This is a genomic window from Bacillus sp. ABP14, assembly GCF_001831375.1.
In the GTDB taxonomy this organism is placed as follows: domain Bacteria; phylum Bacillota; class Bacilli; order Bacillales; family Bacillaceae_G; genus Bacillus_A; species Bacillus_A paranthracis.
On record NZ_CP017016.1, the window covers coordinates 5,103,727 to 5,120,442 of the forward strand.

The 16,716-nt window shown below is 35.1% G+C and carries 15 protein-coding genes and 1 tRNA gene; 3 read left to right on the plus strand and 13 right to left on the minus strand.

Annotated features, from left to right (window positions below):
• Positions 1–49: 49 nt before the first annotated feature.
• Together galE and trhA are read right to left on the minus strand one after the other, a co-directional pair.
• Entirely contained in the window at positions 50–1,066 is a 1,017-nt protein-coding gene (gene galE / locus BGI23_RS26585) for a UDP-glucose 4-epimerase GalE (protein ID WP_000996533.1), read from the minus strand.
• A 186-nt stretch (positions 1,067–1,252) separates the two neighbouring features.
• Positions 1,253–1,900, minus strand: coding sequence for a PAQR family membrane homeostasis protein TrhA (gene trhA / locus BGI23_RS26590; RefSeq protein WP_001099729.1), 648 nt, complete (start codon positions 1,898–1,900; stop codon positions 1,253–1,255).
• 164 nt (positions 1,901–2,064) lie between these two features.
• On the opposite strand from trhA, the gene BGI23_RS26595 reads away from it, so the two are divergent.
• Positions 2,065–2,625, plus strand: a complete 561-nt coding sequence (locus BGI23_RS26595) for a DUF1836 domain-containing protein (RefSeq protein ID WP_000427879.1) — start codon at positions 2,065–2,067, stop codon at positions 2,623–2,625.
• A 40-nt stretch (positions 2,626–2,665) separates the two neighbouring features.
• Here BGI23_RS26595 and BGI23_RS26600 read toward each other — a convergent pair whose 3' ends face one another.
• On the minus strand, positions 2,666–4,114 hold the full coding sequence (locus BGI23_RS26600; RefSeq protein WP_070807266.1) for a DEAD/DEAH box helicase: 1,449 nt from the start codon (positions 4,112–4,114) through the stop codon (positions 2,666–2,668).
• A gap of 475 nt (positions 4,115–4,589) precedes the next feature.
• Here BGI23_RS26600 and guaC point away from each other — a divergent pair, with 475 nt between their 5' ends.
• Positions 4,590–5,573, plus strand: a complete 984-nt coding sequence (guaC, locus tag BGI23_RS26605; protein ID WP_000432432.1) for a GMP reductase — start codon at positions 4,590–4,592, stop codon at positions 5,571–5,573.
• 139 nt (positions 5,574–5,712) lie between these two features.
• Complete coding sequence (gene pepF / locus BGI23_RS26610; protein ID WP_070807267.1) at positions 5,713–7,530, plus strand: oligoendopeptidase F; 1,818 nt, start codon at positions 5,713–5,715, stop codon at positions 7,528–7,530.
• A gap of 190 nt (positions 7,531–7,720) precedes the next feature.
• Here pepF and BGI23_RS26615 read toward each other — a convergent pair whose 3' ends face one another.
• From BGI23_RS26615 to BGI23_RS26660, 10 genes are all read right to left on the minus strand, one after another.
• Complete coding sequence (locus BGI23_RS26615) at positions 7,721–8,599, minus strand: radical SAM/SPASM domain-containing protein (RefSeq protein ID WP_000713634.1); 879 nt, start codon at positions 8,597–8,599, stop codon at positions 7,721–7,723.
• Between the two features lie 136 nt (positions 8,600–8,735).
• Positions 8,736–9,215, minus strand: coding sequence for a 23S rRNA (pseudouridine(1915)-N(3))-methyltransferase RlmH (gene rlmH / locus BGI23_RS26620; RefSeq protein ID WP_001027003.1), 480 nt, complete (start codon positions 9,213–9,215; stop codon positions 8,736–8,738).
• Positions 9,216–9,274: 59 nt separating this feature from the next.
• Positions 9,275–9,460 (minus strand): CxxH/CxxC protein, encoded by a 186-nt coding sequence (locus BGI23_RS26625; RefSeq protein ID WP_001052824.1) that lies wholly within the window; start codon positions 9,458–9,460, stop codon positions 9,275–9,277.
• Between the two features lie 53 nt (positions 9,461–9,513).
• Entirely contained in the window at positions 9,514–10,689 is a 1,176-nt protein-coding gene (locus tag BGI23_RS26630) for a S1C family serine protease (protein WP_044791859.1), read from the minus strand.
• A gap of 63 nt (positions 10,690–10,752) precedes the next feature.
• Positions 10,753–11,547 (minus strand): MBL fold metallo-hydrolase, encoded by a 795-nt coding sequence (locus tag BGI23_RS26635; protein WP_070807268.1) that lies wholly within the window; start codon positions 11,545–11,547, stop codon positions 10,753–10,755.
• Complete coding sequence (locus BGI23_RS26640; RefSeq protein ID WP_000383723.1) at positions 11,531–12,373, minus strand: two-component system regulatory protein YycI; 843 nt, start codon at positions 12,371–12,373, stop codon at positions 11,531–11,533. The genes BGI23_RS26635 and BGI23_RS26640 overlap by 17 nt, the downstream gene beginning before the upstream one ends.
• Positions 12,354–13,670 carry a YycH family regulatory protein gene (locus BGI23_RS26645; RefSeq protein ID WP_070807341.1) on the minus strand — a complete coding sequence of 439 codons (1,317 nt, stop codon included), beginning with the start codon at positions 13,668–13,670 and terminating at the stop codon, positions 12,354–12,356. Before BGI23_RS26645 ends, BGI23_RS26640 begins: the two co-directional genes overlap by 20 nt.
• Positions 13,667–15,508, minus strand: coding sequence for a cell wall metabolism sensor histidine kinase WalK (gene walK, locus BGI23_RS26650; RefSeq protein WP_000755380.1), 1,842 nt, complete (start codon positions 15,506–15,508; stop codon positions 13,667–13,669). Before walK ends, BGI23_RS26645 begins: the two co-directional genes overlap by 4 nt.
• A gap of 3 nt (positions 15,509–15,511) precedes the next feature.
• Positions 15,512–16,219, minus strand: a complete 708-nt coding sequence (walR, locus tag BGI23_RS26655) for a cell wall metabolism DNA-binding response regulator WalR (RefSeq protein ID WP_000971872.1) — start codon at positions 16,217–16,219, stop codon at positions 15,512–15,514.
• 403 nt (positions 16,220–16,622) lie between these two features.
• A tRNA-Phe gene (locus BGI23_RS26660) sits at positions 16,623–16,695 on the minus strand.
• Between the last annotated feature and the right edge of the window lie 21 nt (positions 16,696–16,716).

Sequence of the window (16,716 nt, forward strand, 5' to 3'; positions counted from 1 at the left end):
TACAAAAATGACCTTTGCTCATGCAAAGGTCATTTTTTGTATCTACATATTAAACTTCCAAATAGCCATTTTTATTATTTGATTGCCATCTCCAAGAATCTGCACACATTTCTTCTAATCCACGTTTTGCTTCCCATCCTAGTTCACGTTTTGCCTTTGATGCATCTGCAAAACATATTGCCACATCGCCAGGACGACGCTCTGTAATTTTATAAGGAACTTTTTTTCCTGAAACCCTTTCAAATGCTTCAACCATCTCAAGTACACTATACCCTGTACCTGTGCCCAAATTATAAGCATCTACTCCTGTTGTATTCAGTACTTTCTCTAGCGCTTTTACGTGACCTTTTGCTAAGTCTACAACATGTATGTAGTCACGGATGCCTGTTCCATCTTTCGTTGGGTAGTCATTTCCAAATACACTTAATTCTTTTAGCTTACCTACTGCCACTTGTGTGACATATGGCATTAAGTTATTTGGAATTCCATTTGGATCCTCTCCAATACGTCCACTTTCATGTGCACCAAATGGGTTGAAATAGCGAAGTAACGCGATACTCCATTCTCTATCTGCAAACGCTACATCACGCATAATTTGCTCAATCATTAATTTCGTTTGACCATATGGATTTGTTGCACTTAATGGAAACTCCTCTGTAATCGGTGACGTTTCCGGGATACCATATACAGTTGCGGATGAACTAAAAATCATCTTCTTTACATTATGTTTCTGCATTACTTCACATAGCACTAAAGTGCTCGTAATGTTGTTATGATAATATGTTAATGGAATTGCTACTGATTCCCCTACAGCTTTAAATCCTGCAAAGTGAATAACTGCTTCGATTGCATTTTCTTCAAAAATTGCGTCAAGTGCTTCTTGATTTAAAACATCTTCTTTATAAAACTTAAATTGTTTTCCTGTTATTTCTTTCACTCGATTTATAGATTCTACCGAGCTATTCGAAAGATTATCAACTACTATAATTTCGTAACCGCTATTTAGTAATTCTACACATGTATGACTACCAATATACCCTGCTCCACCTGTTACAAGTATTGCCATAATTATAGTCCTCCATATTTCATTCATTATAAACTTCTCAAAGTATATCACATATTTCTTATCCTATGTTTAATATGCGAACACAGAAACTTACATTTTATCCCATAATAATTTTATAACATATACGATTCCAATCAAATAATAAGAAAAACGCCACATAATTTTTGTTATGTGGCATTTTTCTTATTAAATTACGTAACAATATACACTTAGAAAATGTGCAAGACTACCTAATAATACAAAAACGTGAAAAATTTCATGATGTCCCATATATTTAAACTCTAGCCACTTTGGCTTTGTTCCATAAATAAATCCACCAATTGTATAAAAAATGCCCCCAAGTACTAAGAAAACAATGCCCCCTGTACTTAAATTCTCTGCTAACGGTGCAAAGAATAAAACAATTAACCAACCCATCGTAATATAAATTGCTGTCGATAACCATCTTGGACAATTAAACCAAAACATTTTAAACACAATGCCACAAATCGCAGTTGCATAGACTAAACAAAATAATAGCAAACCACTTGCTGAATTTAATGTAATTAAGCAAAAGGGTGCATATGTACCTGCAATTAATATAAAAATCATAGAATGATCTAGCTTCCTAAAGAAGTAAATAACACGTTCATTGGCCACAACACTATGATATACAGCTGATGCCGTATAAAGGACCATCATTCCAATCCCAAACAAAATAACAGCTGTAATTGCAGCAAATGATGGCATCTTGATAGAAACTTTCACAAGCATAGCTAATAAGGCAATAAATGATAATATCGCTCCACCTAAGTGAGTAAATGCATTAACTGGTTCTCTTACGTAAGTATTCATAATAACACCCCTCATATAATTACATGTAGTTTTAATAACTACGTGTAATTATATACACATTTCTTTTTAAGGTCAACATTTACAATTTATTTGTTTCGTAATACCATATTTAAGGATGTATTAGACATTAAGTTCCACTAAGTTATAAAAGTGAGGGATTCTACGTGGAAAATATAAATGAATTACTTGAGACATTGCATTTAGAAAAAAATATTAAACTTGAGGATATTCCAAATGTGGACTTATATGTAGATCAAGTTGTCCAATTATTTGAGAATACTTATGCAGATACAACGAGAACTGATGATGAAAAAGTATTAACAAAAACGATGATTAATAATTATGCAAAAGGGAAACTATTCATCCCTATCAAAAATAAAAAGTATTCAAAAGAGCATATGATTTTAATTAGCCTAATTTATCAATTAAAAGGTGCTCTTTCCATTAACGACATAAAAAGTTCATTAGAAACTATAAATGACTCCTTATTAAATGATGATTCATTCGAATTAAATACGTTATACAAAAATTATCTTGCTCTTACTGAAAGCAATGTCGAAAGCTTTAAACAAGACGTAAATAACCGTGTTACAGAAGTAAATGAGATTTCTTCCTTAGAAGACACAAAGTTAGAAAAATTTCTACTACTAACATCCTTCGTGACTATGAGTAATATGTATAGACGTTTAGCGGAGCAACTAGTGGATGATTTAAAAGAATCATAAATAAAAAAACTATCCACCTATTAAAGTGGATAGTTTTTATTTACTTAATTGCTTCATGAACTTTTAATTGTTTCCCTTTAATCGTTGTAGTCTTCATGACTTTCAAGACAAGTGGTCCTTTTCCATTTAATATTTCGACGTAAGAAACATTATCTTGTATCGTAATAATGCCTATATCTTCTGCTGTAACACCTTTAATTTTAGCAATTGTACCGACGAAATCTACCGCCCTAATTTTCTTTTTCTTCCCGCCATTAAAGTAAAGCTTCATAATGCCTTTGTTGATGTCTGCATTTTTATCTTTCTTTATAATTGGTTTAGCATGTATCTTTTCTTCAAATGCAGCTTTCCCTTTCATAACTTCTTCTTTTGAAGGTCCAATTACCTTTGGAATTTCAAAGCCAATATACTCCTCAATCTCTTCTAAAAATCTATTTTCATATGGTGTTATAAATGTAATAGCTTTTCCACTATTTCCAGCTCGTCCCGTTCTTCCAGTACGATGTACATAGCTTTCTTTTTCAAGTGGAATATCATAATTAATAACATGTGTAATATTATCAATATCAATTCCCCTCGCAGCCACGTCTGTTGCTACTAAATAACGGAATTTTCCTTTTCTAAAATCATCCATGACTTCAAAACGATCTTCTTGTACCATACCACCATGTATTTTGTCACAAGGATAGTTAGCTCGTTTTAATTGTCTATATACATGATCTACATTTTCTTGTGTACGGCAGAAAATAATACAGCTATCAGGATTCTCAATCGTTGTTACATCTTTAAGTAGTGAAAGCTTCTCGTCTTCTATCGCCTCAAAAAGAGTATGTTCAATTTTATCCGTCGTAATCCCAGCCGCTTTAATTTCAATATGAGTTGGTGCATTCTTCATATATGTACGTGATAACCTTTCAACATCTTCCGGTAAAGTTGCTGAAAATAACATTGTCATTCTATTTGTAGGTAATTCATCAATAATTGCCTCTACTTGATCGATAAAGCCCATGTTTAGCATTTCATCCGCTTCATCAATCACTAAATATTTTAATCGCTCTAAAGAAAGGGTCCCTTTTTCAATATGATCCAATACACGCCCTGGAGTCCCTACTACAATATGCGTCTTTTGCTTTAACTCTAATTTTTGACGTGCAAATGGGGATTTACCATAAATTGCGGCGGCTTTAATTCTTTTGAATCGCCCTATATTTGTAATATCTTCTTTCACCTGTACCGCAAGCTCTCTCGTTGGTGTTAAAACTAATGCTTGCGGTTTATTCTCTTCCCACTCCACCATTTCACAAAGTGGAATACCAAATGAAGCTGTTTTTCCACTTCCCGTCTGGGACTTCACAACAAGATCCTTCTTTTGTAATGCGACTGGAATAACCTCACCTTGTACTTCTGTTGGATGATCATACCCTAACCCAGTAAGTGCCCTTACAATTTCTTTACTTAATTTATACTCAAAAAAACCTTTTTTACTCATATATTAACCTCATTTTATTCTGTATTATTTTCTTTTTTATCTTTTGTATACGTTACTATCGCTCTACTTATTATACTTGAAACCTCACATAAAAAGATGGATTATGCCAGATTCATCTTTTTACATAGAAATAAACCTTATCATTTCATATATTGTTCAACTACTTGATAACATCTTTTGCTCGTATTGTTAGCATTAACCTTTTCATAGAATCCTACATCCACTCAAAAAAATAAAAAGAATACATACATCCTTGTATAATTACCTTAATTTCCTAACCTTTCTATAGACGAACAATATAAACTAAAAAACATTTTAAATTCGTTTTTAACGTTGTTTTTTAGATATAAAATCTACTTTTTAAAAAAACGTTAAGAAATCCTTTGACTTTTTAATGAAAACAATGTAAATTATCATATGGACGAACATTTTTTATTAATAAAAATAAAATATTCGTATTTTAGGGGTGTAAATGATGGAAAACGTATTCGACTATGAAGATATTCAATTAATTCCTGCAAAATGTATTGTGAACAGCCGCTCTGAATGTGATACAACTGTCACTTTAGGTAAACATAAATTTAAATTACCTGTCGTACCTGCAAATATGCAAACGATTATTGATGAAAGAATTGCAACGTATTTAGCTGAAAATAATTACTTCTATATCATGCATCGTTTCCAACCAGAGAAACGAATCTCATTCATTAGAGATATGCAATCACGTGGATTAATCGCTTCTATTAGCGTTGGTGTAAAAGCGGACGAGTATGAATTCGTACAACAGTTAGCTGCTGAACACCTTACACCTGAATACATCACGATTGATATCGCGCATGGACATTCTAATGCTGTAATCAACATGATTCAACATATTAAAAAGCATTTACCAGAAAGCTTCGTTATCGCTGGAAACGTTGGAACTCCAGAAGCGGTAAGAGAATTAGAAAACGCTGGTGCTGACGCAACAAAAGTTGGTATTGGACCTGGTAAAGTTTGTATTACTAAAATTAAAACAGGCTTTGGAACTGGTGGTTGGCAGCTAGCTGCACTTCGCTGGTGTGCAAAAGCTGCAAGTAAACCAATTATCGCTGACGGTGGTATTCGTACACATGGCGACGTAGCTAAATCTATTCGATTTGGGGCGACTATGGTTATGATCGGTTCTCTATTCGCTGGTCATGAAGAGTCTCCAGGGGAAACAATCGAAAAAGACGGCAAACTTTATAAAGAGTACTTCGGTTCAGCTTCTGAATTCCAAAAAGGTGAGAAGAAAAACGTTGAAGGTAAGAAAATGTTCGTTGAGCATAAAGGTTCTTTAGAAGACACTTTAATCGAAATGGAACAAGATCTTCAATCTTCTATCTCTTACGCTGGTGGAACAAAATTAGACTCTATTCGTACTGTAGATTATGTAGTCGTGAAAAACTCTATTTTCAACGGTGATAAAGTATATTAATTTTTAAATTTAACTCGAAGGACAAGCAGTTTTATGCTTGTCCTTCTTTTTCATATATATAGAAATGTAAAATATTTTTATTTTACTGAATTTTCTAGTATCATGTTTTTAGATACTTATAATAAGGGGGATATAATATATGAAAGATGTAATTGAGAAACGCCATATTCGTGCAGAAGTTCCTACTGAATTAACATGGGACCTCTCTGATTTATACGAATCTGATAAAGAGTGGGAAACTGCATTACGTGTATTAACAGATGATATAAAAAAACTTGATGCGTTTAAATGTCAATTACACACTAGCCCCACTATCTTATTACATTGCCTACTTTTAGAAGAAGAGCTTTTAATGAAGTTAACAAAACTATACTCCTACGCAAATTTAAAAGAATCTACCGACCGTACAAATCCAGTTATTCAAGCGAACTCTTCCAAAGTTGCTGCTTTATGGACGAAAGTACATACGGCGCTATCCTTTATTCATAATGAAATTCTCTCATTAGAAGAAGGCACAATTGAAAAATATTTAACTGAAGAAACAAAACTCGAACCTTTCCGTAAATCATTACTAGACATACTACAAAAAAGGCCGCACACGCTCTCTCCTGAAACTGAAGAAGCACTTGCTGCACTTGGCGAGGTACATAGTTCTCCATACAAAATTTACGGTATGACTAAATTAGCCGATATGGATTTTAACTCCATACAAGACGAACAAGGAAATGAACTTCCTGTCTCATTTGCATTATTTGAAAGTAAATATGAGTTTTCTCCAAGCGTAGACATACGTAGGAAAGCATACTCATCATTTGTTTCCACCTTGAAACGATATAAGAATACAGTGGCAACAACATATGCGACTGAAGTAAAAAAACAAGTAACACTCTCTCGTTTACGCAAATTTGAATCTGTTACTCATATGCTTTTAGAACCTCAAAAAGTTCCACTTGAAATGTATAACAATCAACTCGATATTATTTATAAAGAATTGGCGCCTCATATGCGCCGTTTTGCAGATTTAAAAAAGAAAGTATTAGGACTCGATCAAATGCTGTTCTGCGACTTACATGCACCTTTAGATCCCGAATTTAATCCAGCAATTACTTACGAAGAAGCAGGAAAACTCATTCAAGAATCTTTACAAGTACTTGGCGATGAATATAGTACCATTATCGAAAAAGGATTCAAAGAAAGATGGGTCGACCTTGCAGATAACGTAGGCAAATCAACTGGAGCATTTTGTTCAAGTCCATACGGTTCTCATCCATACATTTTAATTACATGGCAAAATACGATGCGTGGCTGCTTCACATTAGCTCATGAATTTGGGCATGCTGGTCATTTTTATTTAGCAAATAAAAACCAGCGTATTATGAATGTACGTCCATCTATGTACTTTGTTGAAGCACCATCTACAATGAATGAATTACTATTAGCCCAGCATTTATTAGCGACCACTGACGATAAGAGAATGCGTAGATGGGTCATTCTGCAACTACTCGGCACATATTATCATAACTTTGTTACTCACTTACTTGAGGGAGAATATCAAAGAAGAGTATACAGCCTAGCAGAAGAAGGTGGAGCACTTACAGCTACAACTTTAACTGAAATAAAAGCAAATGTACTTTCAACATTCTGGGGAGATTCCGTAGAAATTGATGAAGGTGCTGGCTTAACCTGGATGCGTCAACCTCATTATTATATGGGCTTATATTCTTACACATATTCCGCAGGCCTCACTGCATCTACTGCGGTGGCTCAAATGATTAAAGAAGAAGGACAACCTGCCGTTGATCGCTGGTTAGATGTACTTCGCGCTGGTGGTACGATGAAACCACTTGAATTAATGAAACATGCCGGAGTCGATATGTCAAAACCAGACGCAATCCGCAGGGCTGTTTCTTACGTTGGTTCCTTAATTGATGAATTAGAGCGCTCTTATCAAGAATAAAGTGAAACTTTAATCAGTGGGGGGTGTCCATCCCCCACTGATTATTAGCCCTCACCAATCGGGCTTTTACGGGCAGCCCGCTCCCTACCTAACTTCTTTGCTTCCGCTGAATTTTGAGGTGGGGATCTTACTGCCCGGCAAATAGCGGGATAAAAAATAAGCCCTCACTTTATGAGGGTTTATTTTTTATTTACTTTCCAAACCTTTTACGGTATCCACATTTTCTACATAGCTCTTCAACTGCAACTCTTCTCGAAAATCCATCAACAATGTTTGTTGCTCTTTCGCCTTCTATAATGTTAGAGAATGAATCATTATTAATATTTCCAAGGTTAATAATCCCTTCACCATCTAAACAACAAGGAATAACCGTTCCGTTCGCTAAAATACCAGCTTGATTTCGAAGACCATGACAGAATCCTTTTCCATCATCCTCTTCTTCATGCAACGCTGGCCACTGGAATTCATAGTCTTGATTAATAAAGACGCGTTCGGCAATTTTTATACCTTTTCCTGGTGTAAGCTTCTCTTCAATTTGATAAGATAGATCAAACTCATTTTCGATGATGGATAATAACTCTCTATTTTTCTGGATTTCAGCATTCGTTTTATTATCCTGCGTTAAATTCCATAATCTTAGTGAAACAATTAAATCTGATTGGCTTGTTGCCTCTCTAATGAAGGAAAGTATACTTCTTACATACCCCTCTTTGTCTTGTGAACCTGGGTGCCCATCAAAACTATGCAGTGAAAAATTCATTTGTCTTAAAGCAGGCTTATTTAACAATCTATGCCTTCTCTTATTAATTAACGTTCCGTTCGTTGTAATATTAACTTTAAACCCTTTTTCGTGGCTTAAATCTAACAATTGATCTATTTTTGGATGCAGCAACGGCTCACCCTTCACGTGCAAATAAATGTAGTCTGTGTGTGGTTTAATTTGGTCTAACCTTTTTGCAAAATCCTCCACAGAAATGAATTGCTTCTGTCTTTCCGTCGGCGGACAAAAGCTGCACGCAAGATTACATACACTCGTAATCTCCAAGTAAAATTTCTTAAACTTCTTCACCTTTAACTCCTCACTTCTATGACTACTTATACTTTTTCCTCTTCATATTACAGCATACTTTTTTAGAAATAGAAACATACTTATTTTAGGAAATATAGAAAACGGCCACATCTGTAGCCGTTTGAATGTACTATTACTATTTATGATACGGTTCCCCGCGATTAATACGAAACGCTCTATACACTTGCTCAAGCAATACTAATCGCATTAATTGGTGTGGTAACGTCATCTTTGAAAAAGAAAGTGATTCATTTGAACGCTTCATTACTTCTGAACTTAGTCCAAGTGATCCACCAATTACGAATGCAACTTTACTCTTCCCATATGTAGCAAGACGATCTAAGCTTACTGCAAATTCTTCTGATGATTTTTGCTTTCCTTCTATCGCTAACGCAATGACATGCGTATCATCAGAAATTTTATCTAGTATACGTATACCTTCTTTTTCTTTTACAATTAACATTTCTGCTTCACTTAAATTTTCTGGTGCCTTTTCATCTGGCAATTCAATTACTTCTACTTTTGCGTATGCAGATAATCGTTTTAAGTATTCTGCTATACCTTGTTTTAAATATTTTTCTTTTAATTTCCCAATTGAAATAATCGAGATATTCACACGTATTCCCCACCTTACAAACATGTTATCCACATAACTTATCCACATATCCACAATTGTTACCCACATATTGTGTGAGAATCTGTGTTCGATACAACATATGTCGCCTCATTTTGACAAAATTCACATGTTTTTTTCTCTTTTTCTAAGTTATCCACATTGTTAATAACCGGCGCGACTTCACACTCATCCACAATAATATCTAACGCTAATTCAACATGTTCTAAACAACAAGGTAAATTCATATTCTTCACCTCACTTTTCTACAATAGAAAACAGGAGGTAGGCCCTCCTGTTTTTAATACTTTTGAATGCCTAGTTTAACCGTTGTTGTTGCTCGTTTTGTACCACGATAAAACGTAAGAGTCATTTTATCATTAATTTTTTTATCATATAAGGCCGTACGGAATCCGATAATATCACGAACCGGTTTTCCATCTACTGCTACAATTACATCATGTTCTCGTAAACCAGCATCTGTACCTGGCGAAGGGCTTTTCACATCTAAAATGCAAACTCCCTCTGTTACATTGCCTGGTAAATGCAATGTTTTTGACCAATAGTAGTTTGGAATCTCATTTAATGATCTCAGTTCAATTCCAACATACGGTCTTCTTACTTTTCCGTACTTCTCTAATTCATTCATAATTGGAACAGCTCTAGTAACAGGAATAGCTAGCCCAATTCCTTCTACTTCTTTTGCAGCAATTTTCATTGAGTTAATACCAATTAATTGACCCGCTGCGTTTACAAGCGCACCACCACTATTACCCGGATTAATTGCTGCGTCTGTTTGCAATACTTCTACTTGCCAATCATAATGTCCATCTTGATCTAAATCTACAGGAACAATACGCTCATTAGCCGAAATAATACCTTGTGTGACGGTTCCAGAAAATTGGAGCCCGAGCGGGTTCCCAATCGCAATGACTGGTTCTCCTCTACGAACAGCATTAGAATCGCCAATCTCAATTACCTTTTTCACATACTTTGCATCTATTTCTAGTACAGCCAAATCTGTGACTACATCAGTTCCTAATACTTTTCCTGGAACTTTCTTACCGTCACTTAAACTTACTTCAATACGATTTGCCCCAGCAACAACATGATTATTTGTTACAATGTAAGCTTGGCCATCTGTCTTTTTATAAATTACACCCGATCCTGTACCAGCTTCTGAATCTGCCTCTGAAAAATTATCTCGCTGAATATTAATAACGCCAACAACAGCTTCAGATGCACGATCAACAGCATCGACAAAGCTAATCTGTTTAATTCCTTGCGCTTGGGCCATATTACTTCCACTTGCTTCTGCTTGTGGAAACGCGCCTGCATCATTTGAAAACAAAGGAGCTCCAAATGCAAATAACGAAGCTCCTACAATTGTTCCAGCTATACTAGAAATAACAATACCTTTATGCTTCTTTTTTCTTGCACGTTTCATACGATAATTTTCTTCATCAATAAAGGACATATTTGTTCACCTATCTTCCTGAAAACAACTATATTCACCTTTATTGTTTACTAAAATGAAGAATTATACGTATTGAATTTTTGTCGGCATTTTTGGATCTGTATCGTGAATTTCAAAGGCTTCTCCCACTCCAAATCCCTTTTCCTCTAATACTTGTGATACTGACATACGTGCCAGTTCTTTCATGTTATTATCTAAACTTAAATGGGCTAAATAAATATGTTTTGTCTCATCTGTAATTACATCCGCCATCGCTAATGCAGCATCTTCATTACAAACGTGCCCCACATCACTTAAAATACGTCGTTTAATACTCCATGGATAACGTCCCATACGAAGCATTTCTACGTCATGATTACTTTCAAATACGAAAGCATTAGCTCCCTTAATAATACCTTTCATACGGTCACTCACGTACCCTGTATCTGTAATAAGGGCTAACTTTCTATTATTGTTATGAAAAGCATAGAACATCGGCTCTGCCGCATCATGAGACACCCCAAATGACTCGACCTCAATATCACCAAATGTTTTCACATCCCCAACTGAGAAAATAAACTTTTGCTCAGTTGGGATATTTCCTATTAAGTGTTCCATTGCATTCCATGTTTTCTCATTTGCATAAACAGGTAAATCATATTTACGTGCCAATACACCTAAGCCTTTAATATGGTCACTATGTTCATGTGTTACAAGAATACCCGATACATCATTTATATTTAATTCTGCCTGTTTAAATAAAGCCTCTGTTGCTTTACCACTTAAACCTGCATCGACAAGTAACTTCTTTTCATCTGTTCCTACATATAGCATATTCCCTGTACTTCCACTTGCAAGTACGCTAAAATGCAAACCCATTCTTTCTCACTCCAGTATGTTCATCAACCACTTGATTTTCCTTTTCCCCTAATTCCATAACTTGTCCTTCAATTGCATTTACAAAGAAGTCCTGCTTCTGCTCCGTCTTTAAGTTCCACGTTGGAGCAAGTACTTGGTTATTAGAAGTAGATGCGGTAAGGTTGGCATAACCAATTTGCGCTTCTTTTACATGTGTATTCCCATGAATTTTATTTTTTAAATACAGATTTTCTAAAGCGGTTTGGGCAGTAATAATTTCTTGCTGTTTCGTTTTTTCACTTTCGCCCATTTCTTTTAAATCTGTTAACATCGTCTGCGTGTACGACACAAGTTCATTTTTTTCATTTAATTCCACAACAATCATTGCCTGATCGTTATAGAAAATAGGCTTATCTTTATATTTTTGGAAGAAGTAAATTTTAGAGTCTTTCATCGCTCCAAACTCATACTTTTGTCCATCTAATACATAGTTCTTCAAAAAATCATTATACTTATCTTTTGATAAAGATTTTGTATTTAAAAAGGGCTCTTTTAGCTTACTTTCTATTTTGTACATATTTTGTATATGCGCCGTTTGATTTTTTAAAGACTGTATGTCTTCTTCTTTAAATGCCTTGTTTTCAGCCCTAATAAATGACTCTTTTTTCGGTTCTTTAGGGAAATTACCCATAGTAATTTTGTTTGCTTTTAATTCTTGATCTATCTTCGTTTCTGCAATAAGCTCCAATTGATTACTATCTTGCTTTTGAATGAATTGAAAAATGAGAAAGAGGTCCAAAACAAAAAAGGTCACAATAAATATGGTTTTAATCCGATCCCAATCCATTTAGTCCCCCCTCATTCCACTCATATATTTTTTGTTTGCCAGCTTCATCTTCAACAAACTTTACATACCAAATTGGCTGTAGTCGCGCTACTTGCCCATCTAGTGATAATTTGTATCCAATCCCAATGTCTTTAATGGATCTTTTATCTACCGCGGCATTATTTTCTAAGGATGCTATTACAACATGACCTGACGGAAGAGTAACCTTCTGCTCTATACCTTTCGTATTTAAAGAAAGCAACGGTCTTTCATATTCCATTACTTCTTCTGATCCCCATACTTGTCTCAATTCAGCTAATCCATCAGTATTGAATACGGGATATCCATCTTCCTGTAAGCGGAATACCGTCTGTCCTTTATTCATATAGTCCAAACGATATGAATCCAAACTCCCACTATGACCATTTACAAAATCAAAACTTTTTTGTAAAAGCATTAAATTATTTGGCTTTTTCTCACTTAAAACAGAAGAATTTTTATACTTTAGCATATGCTGATCATTTTCAATCTCCATAGACCTAATACCATCTGTAAATATTTCTTTCGATTGCTCGGTAATCGGGCTTAAATAACGTGGGTCACTAAAAAGAGCATTCTTAAATGTATCAACCGCCAAATTAGATGAAATATATGTTATATTACTTAATTCTGTCGTTCCATCTGGTAAAAATAGCTTTTTCATATCATTAATTTGATAGTCAAAATAAGGTTTCGCTGATACTATAAATTGATTTTGTGCATTTACAATATCTTTTAAATACACACCACTTAATTTTGCTTCATATATTCTAGAGTTATCACCATCGGAAACAAAATTAATTTTAATTTCTTGATCCCTACTTCTAGAAGGGTCAAGAATAATTCGATTAAAGTGTTTAGGCTTATCTATACTTTTTTCTTTCATACTAAACATAGATTTAACTGCATCAAATGGGATGTTGGTAGGGAAAATAAGTTCAATTTTCCCTTCACCATGCACATAAGAAAGAAAGTCAGCCTTAGCAATCGATATCTCTTTGAACTCATGTAATTCCCCTGCTTCCAAAGTTCTATAGATTGATTCTATATCTCCCTCTCTTTTGCTCCCGTAATGATTTTTATCTTTATGCACAATGATAGAAGTAGGGCGGACAACATCAGCGATTTTCGTTTGAGTATTTCCCTCATTCCCCTGTACAAATTTTGCGTTTTGCATAGATGTGGAATCTGGCACATACGTCCATAAGTTAAAAGTAAGAAATAGACTAATTACAACTAAATTAATTAAAACTATCGTTTTAACATTCTCCATACTCATTCCCATTCGTCCTCTTCATCTGCTGCCATAGGCAATGTGAAATAAATCGTTGTCCCTTTTCCTTCCTCACTCTTTGCCCAAATCGAGCCACCATGTGCCTCAATCATTTCTTTCGCAATTGCTAATCCAAGTCCTGTACCGCCCATTTGTCTTGAACGTGCTTTATCTACGCGATAAAAACGTTCAAAGATTTTATCGACGTTTTCTTTCGGAATACCCATTCCTTGATCACTTACACTAATCTCCAATAATTCTCCGCGATCACGTAAACGATATGTTACTGTTCCACCTTCTGGTGAATACTTTAATGCATTCGAAATAATGTTATACAATACTTGCGTAATTTTATCCGTATCCATATCAATAAATCGAGATTTTTTAGAGAAAGATCGTTTGAAGCTTACGTTTTGCTCTTTAGACATTTCAAAACGATCAATAATGTTATTAAAGAAGTCAGTAAAGTCGACCCATTCTTTCATTAAACGATGTTCTGTACTATCGAGTTTAGATAGTTGCAATAACGCATTTACAAGTCTAATCATTCTTTCTGTTTCTTCTTGTGTAACTGTTAAAAATTGTGGTGCAATATTTGGATCTTGCCACGCACCGTCTGTAAGTGCCTCTAAGTAACTGCGCATTGTCGTTAATGGCGTTCTTAATTCATGAGAGACATTTGCTACAAACTCGCGGCGTTCTCTTTCTATACGCTCCTGCTCAGTCACATCATATAATACGGCAATTAAACCATTTGCTTTCCCTGTCTCTTTTTGAATAACAGAGAAACTAGCGCGTAAAATATATGGCTCATTTCTCGTACTAAAATCTAATAAAACAGAATCCGGCTCTTCGTATAAATGATCGAGCGTAAATTCTTCTTGTATTCCCAACACTTCTAAAACAGATTGATCGAGCGCCGTTTCACGCGAAACATTTAGCATCTTTTCCGCAGGATCATTTAATAAAATAATGTCCCCTTTTCGGTCAGTAGCAATTACTCCATCTGTCATATGTGATAACACGGATGACAATTTACGTCTTTCACTTTCTGTTGAAGAACGAGCTTGTTGTAATTTTTTTGATAAATTATTGAAAGATAATGCTAATTGTCCAATTTCATCATGGCTATGCACTTTTACTTTTCTTGAATAGTTTCCTTTTGCCATTTCAATTGCTTGTCTTCGCATATCAGAGATTGGTCTCGTAATCGTTTGAGCTAACAAAATTCCAAGTACAGCTGTTACGAGTAATGCAATAACGGTTCCGGTCGCAAAGATTTGATTAATATCCTTCATCTGCTTATAAACATCTTCCATGGATGCAACAACGTAAATAGCACCAAGTGCATCTTTGTTATTATCATCCATAATAGGAGTAATCATAACTTGTACACGGTGACCTGTACGACCATCCTTCTCAATTTTCACTTCTGGTTTTTTTTGTACCAATACCCGCTGAACAGCTATATCAGTTGACGTTCTATTTACCTTGTTTTGCTTTGACTCATCTGAAATAGCGAGCAGCTTTCTATTAGCATCAAATACACTTACCTCTTGAATATCCTTCTTTCGATCAGAGGCAAATTTTCGAATGGAAGTTTTAATCGTTTCACCTGTTGATTCTGTCTCTGCTTTTGTATAACTTTTTTTAAACTCTTGTTTCAAGTTATACGATAATAAGTTCGTTTGTTGCGTTAAAGAATCTCTAAAACCTTGTACAAGACTCTTTTCTAACTCTCTTACGAAATATACCCCAATAACTTGCATAGCTATCAATATTAATAGCATATATATGAGTACAAATTTTAAATGAATAGATTGAAAAAAACCGACTTTCTTCATATACTATTCCTGCTCTGGGTCACGCAAGTAATACCCTACTCCACGTCTAGTGACAATTAATGTAGGATGACTTGGATTATCTTCAATTTTTTCACGTAGACGACGTACTGTTACATCCACTGTACGTACATCTCCAAAATAGTCATAACCCCAAACTGTTTGCAATAAATGTTCACGTGTCATAACTTGTCCTAAATGTTTTGCTAAATAATGTAATAGCTCAAATTCACGGTGTGTAAGCTCAATATTTTCCTCACGTTTCGTTACACTATACGCATTTGGATTGATAACAATTGGTCCAATAACCATTTCCGTATTTTCTTCTTTTTCTGCCGCACCACCTTGCTGATGGCGACGTAAATTCGCCTTCACGCGAGCAAGTAATTCCCTCGTACTAAATGGCTTCGTTACATAATCATCTGCTCCAAGCTCAAGTCCTAATACTTTATCGATTTCAGAGTCCTTCGCTGTAAGCATAATAATCGGCATTTCTGAGCTTTTACGTATTTCCCGGCAAACCTCTAAGCCATCCTTACCTGGTAGCATAATATCTAATAAAACCATATCTGGTTGTTCTTCAGTTGCTTTTTCAATTGCTTCATCACCATCATGCGCCATTACAATTTCGAAACCTTCTTTTTCTAGGTTGAACTTCAAAATATCTGCAATCGGCTTTTCATCATCAACTACTAAAATTTTCTTTCCCATCATCGTTTATTTCCTCCTTATAAAGTGAAGCTTTAATTAGCCCTCACCAATTGGGCTTTCACGGGCAGCCCTCCCTCCACCTAACTTCTTTGCTTTCGCTGAATTTTAAAGTGGAGGCCTTACTGCCCATTAAATAGCGGGGTAAAAATATGGTCAATATCCCTAAACACATTGATGTCTACATAGTATGTCCCTATATGACCGCATCTTTTGCTTAAGTACTTTCTCCTCTATTCTCACAGACTCATGTATGATCCACTTTTACACGGAATCCTATACGATCTATAGAAAAACCTCTAGCTTCAACTGCTAGAGGCTCCTCATTCTATTTTAAAATAACTACTCAATTTTGTAAAATTACACAAATAAAAAGGATATTAAGTGGGCCCACTTAATATCCTGAGAGTGGCTCGGGACGGAATCGAACCGCCGACACGAGGATTTTCAGTCCTCTGCTCTACCGACTGAGCTACCGAGCCAAAACTATATATAAAACCACT

Bases quoted from the DNA above. Each gene is read 5' to 3' on its own strand.
- galE (WP_000996533.1), bottom strand. From the start codon at position 1,066: ATGGCAATACTTGTAACAGGTGGAGCAGGGTATATTGGTAGTCATACA.
- trhA (WP_001099729.1), bottom strand. From the start codon at position 1,900: ATGAATACTTACGTAAGAGAACCAGTTAATGCATTTACTCACTTAGGT.
- BGI23_RS26600 (WP_070807266.1), bottom strand. From the start codon at position 4,114: ATGAGTAAAAAAGGTTTTTTTGAGTATAAATTAAGTAAAGAAATTGTA.
- guaC (WP_000432432.1), top strand. From the start codon at position 4,590: ATGGAAAACGTATTCGACTATGAAGATATTCAATTAATTCCTGCAAAA.
- pepF (WP_070807267.1), top strand. From the start codon at position 5,713: ATGAAAGATGTAATTGAGAAACGCCATATTCGTGCAGAAGTTCCTACT.
- BGI23_RS26625 (WP_001052824.1), bottom strand. From the start codon at position 9,460: ATGAATTTACCTTGTTGTTTAGAACATGTTGAATTAGCGTTAGATATT.
- BGI23_RS26630 (WP_044791859.1), bottom strand. From the start codon at position 10,689: ATGTCCTTTATTGATGAAGAAAATTATCGTATGAAACGTGCAAGAAAA.
- BGI23_RS26635 (WP_070807268.1), bottom strand. From the start codon at position 11,547: ATGGGTTTGCATTTTAGCGTACTTGCAAGTGGAAGTACAGGGAATATG.
- BGI23_RS26640 (WP_000383723.1), bottom strand. From the start codon at position 12,373: ATGGATTGGGATCGGATTAAAACCATATTTATTGTGACCTTTTTTGTT.
- BGI23_RS26645 (WP_070807341.1), bottom strand. From the start codon at position 13,670: ATGAGTATGGAGAATGTTAAAACGATAGTTTTAATTAATTTAGTTGTA.
- walK (WP_000755380.1), bottom strand. From the start codon at position 15,508: ATGAAGAAAGTCGGTTTTTTTCAATCTATTCATTTAAAATTTGTACTC.
- walR (WP_000971872.1), bottom strand. From the start codon at position 16,219: ATGATGGGAAAGAAAATTTTAGTAGTTGATGATGAAAAGCCGATTGCA.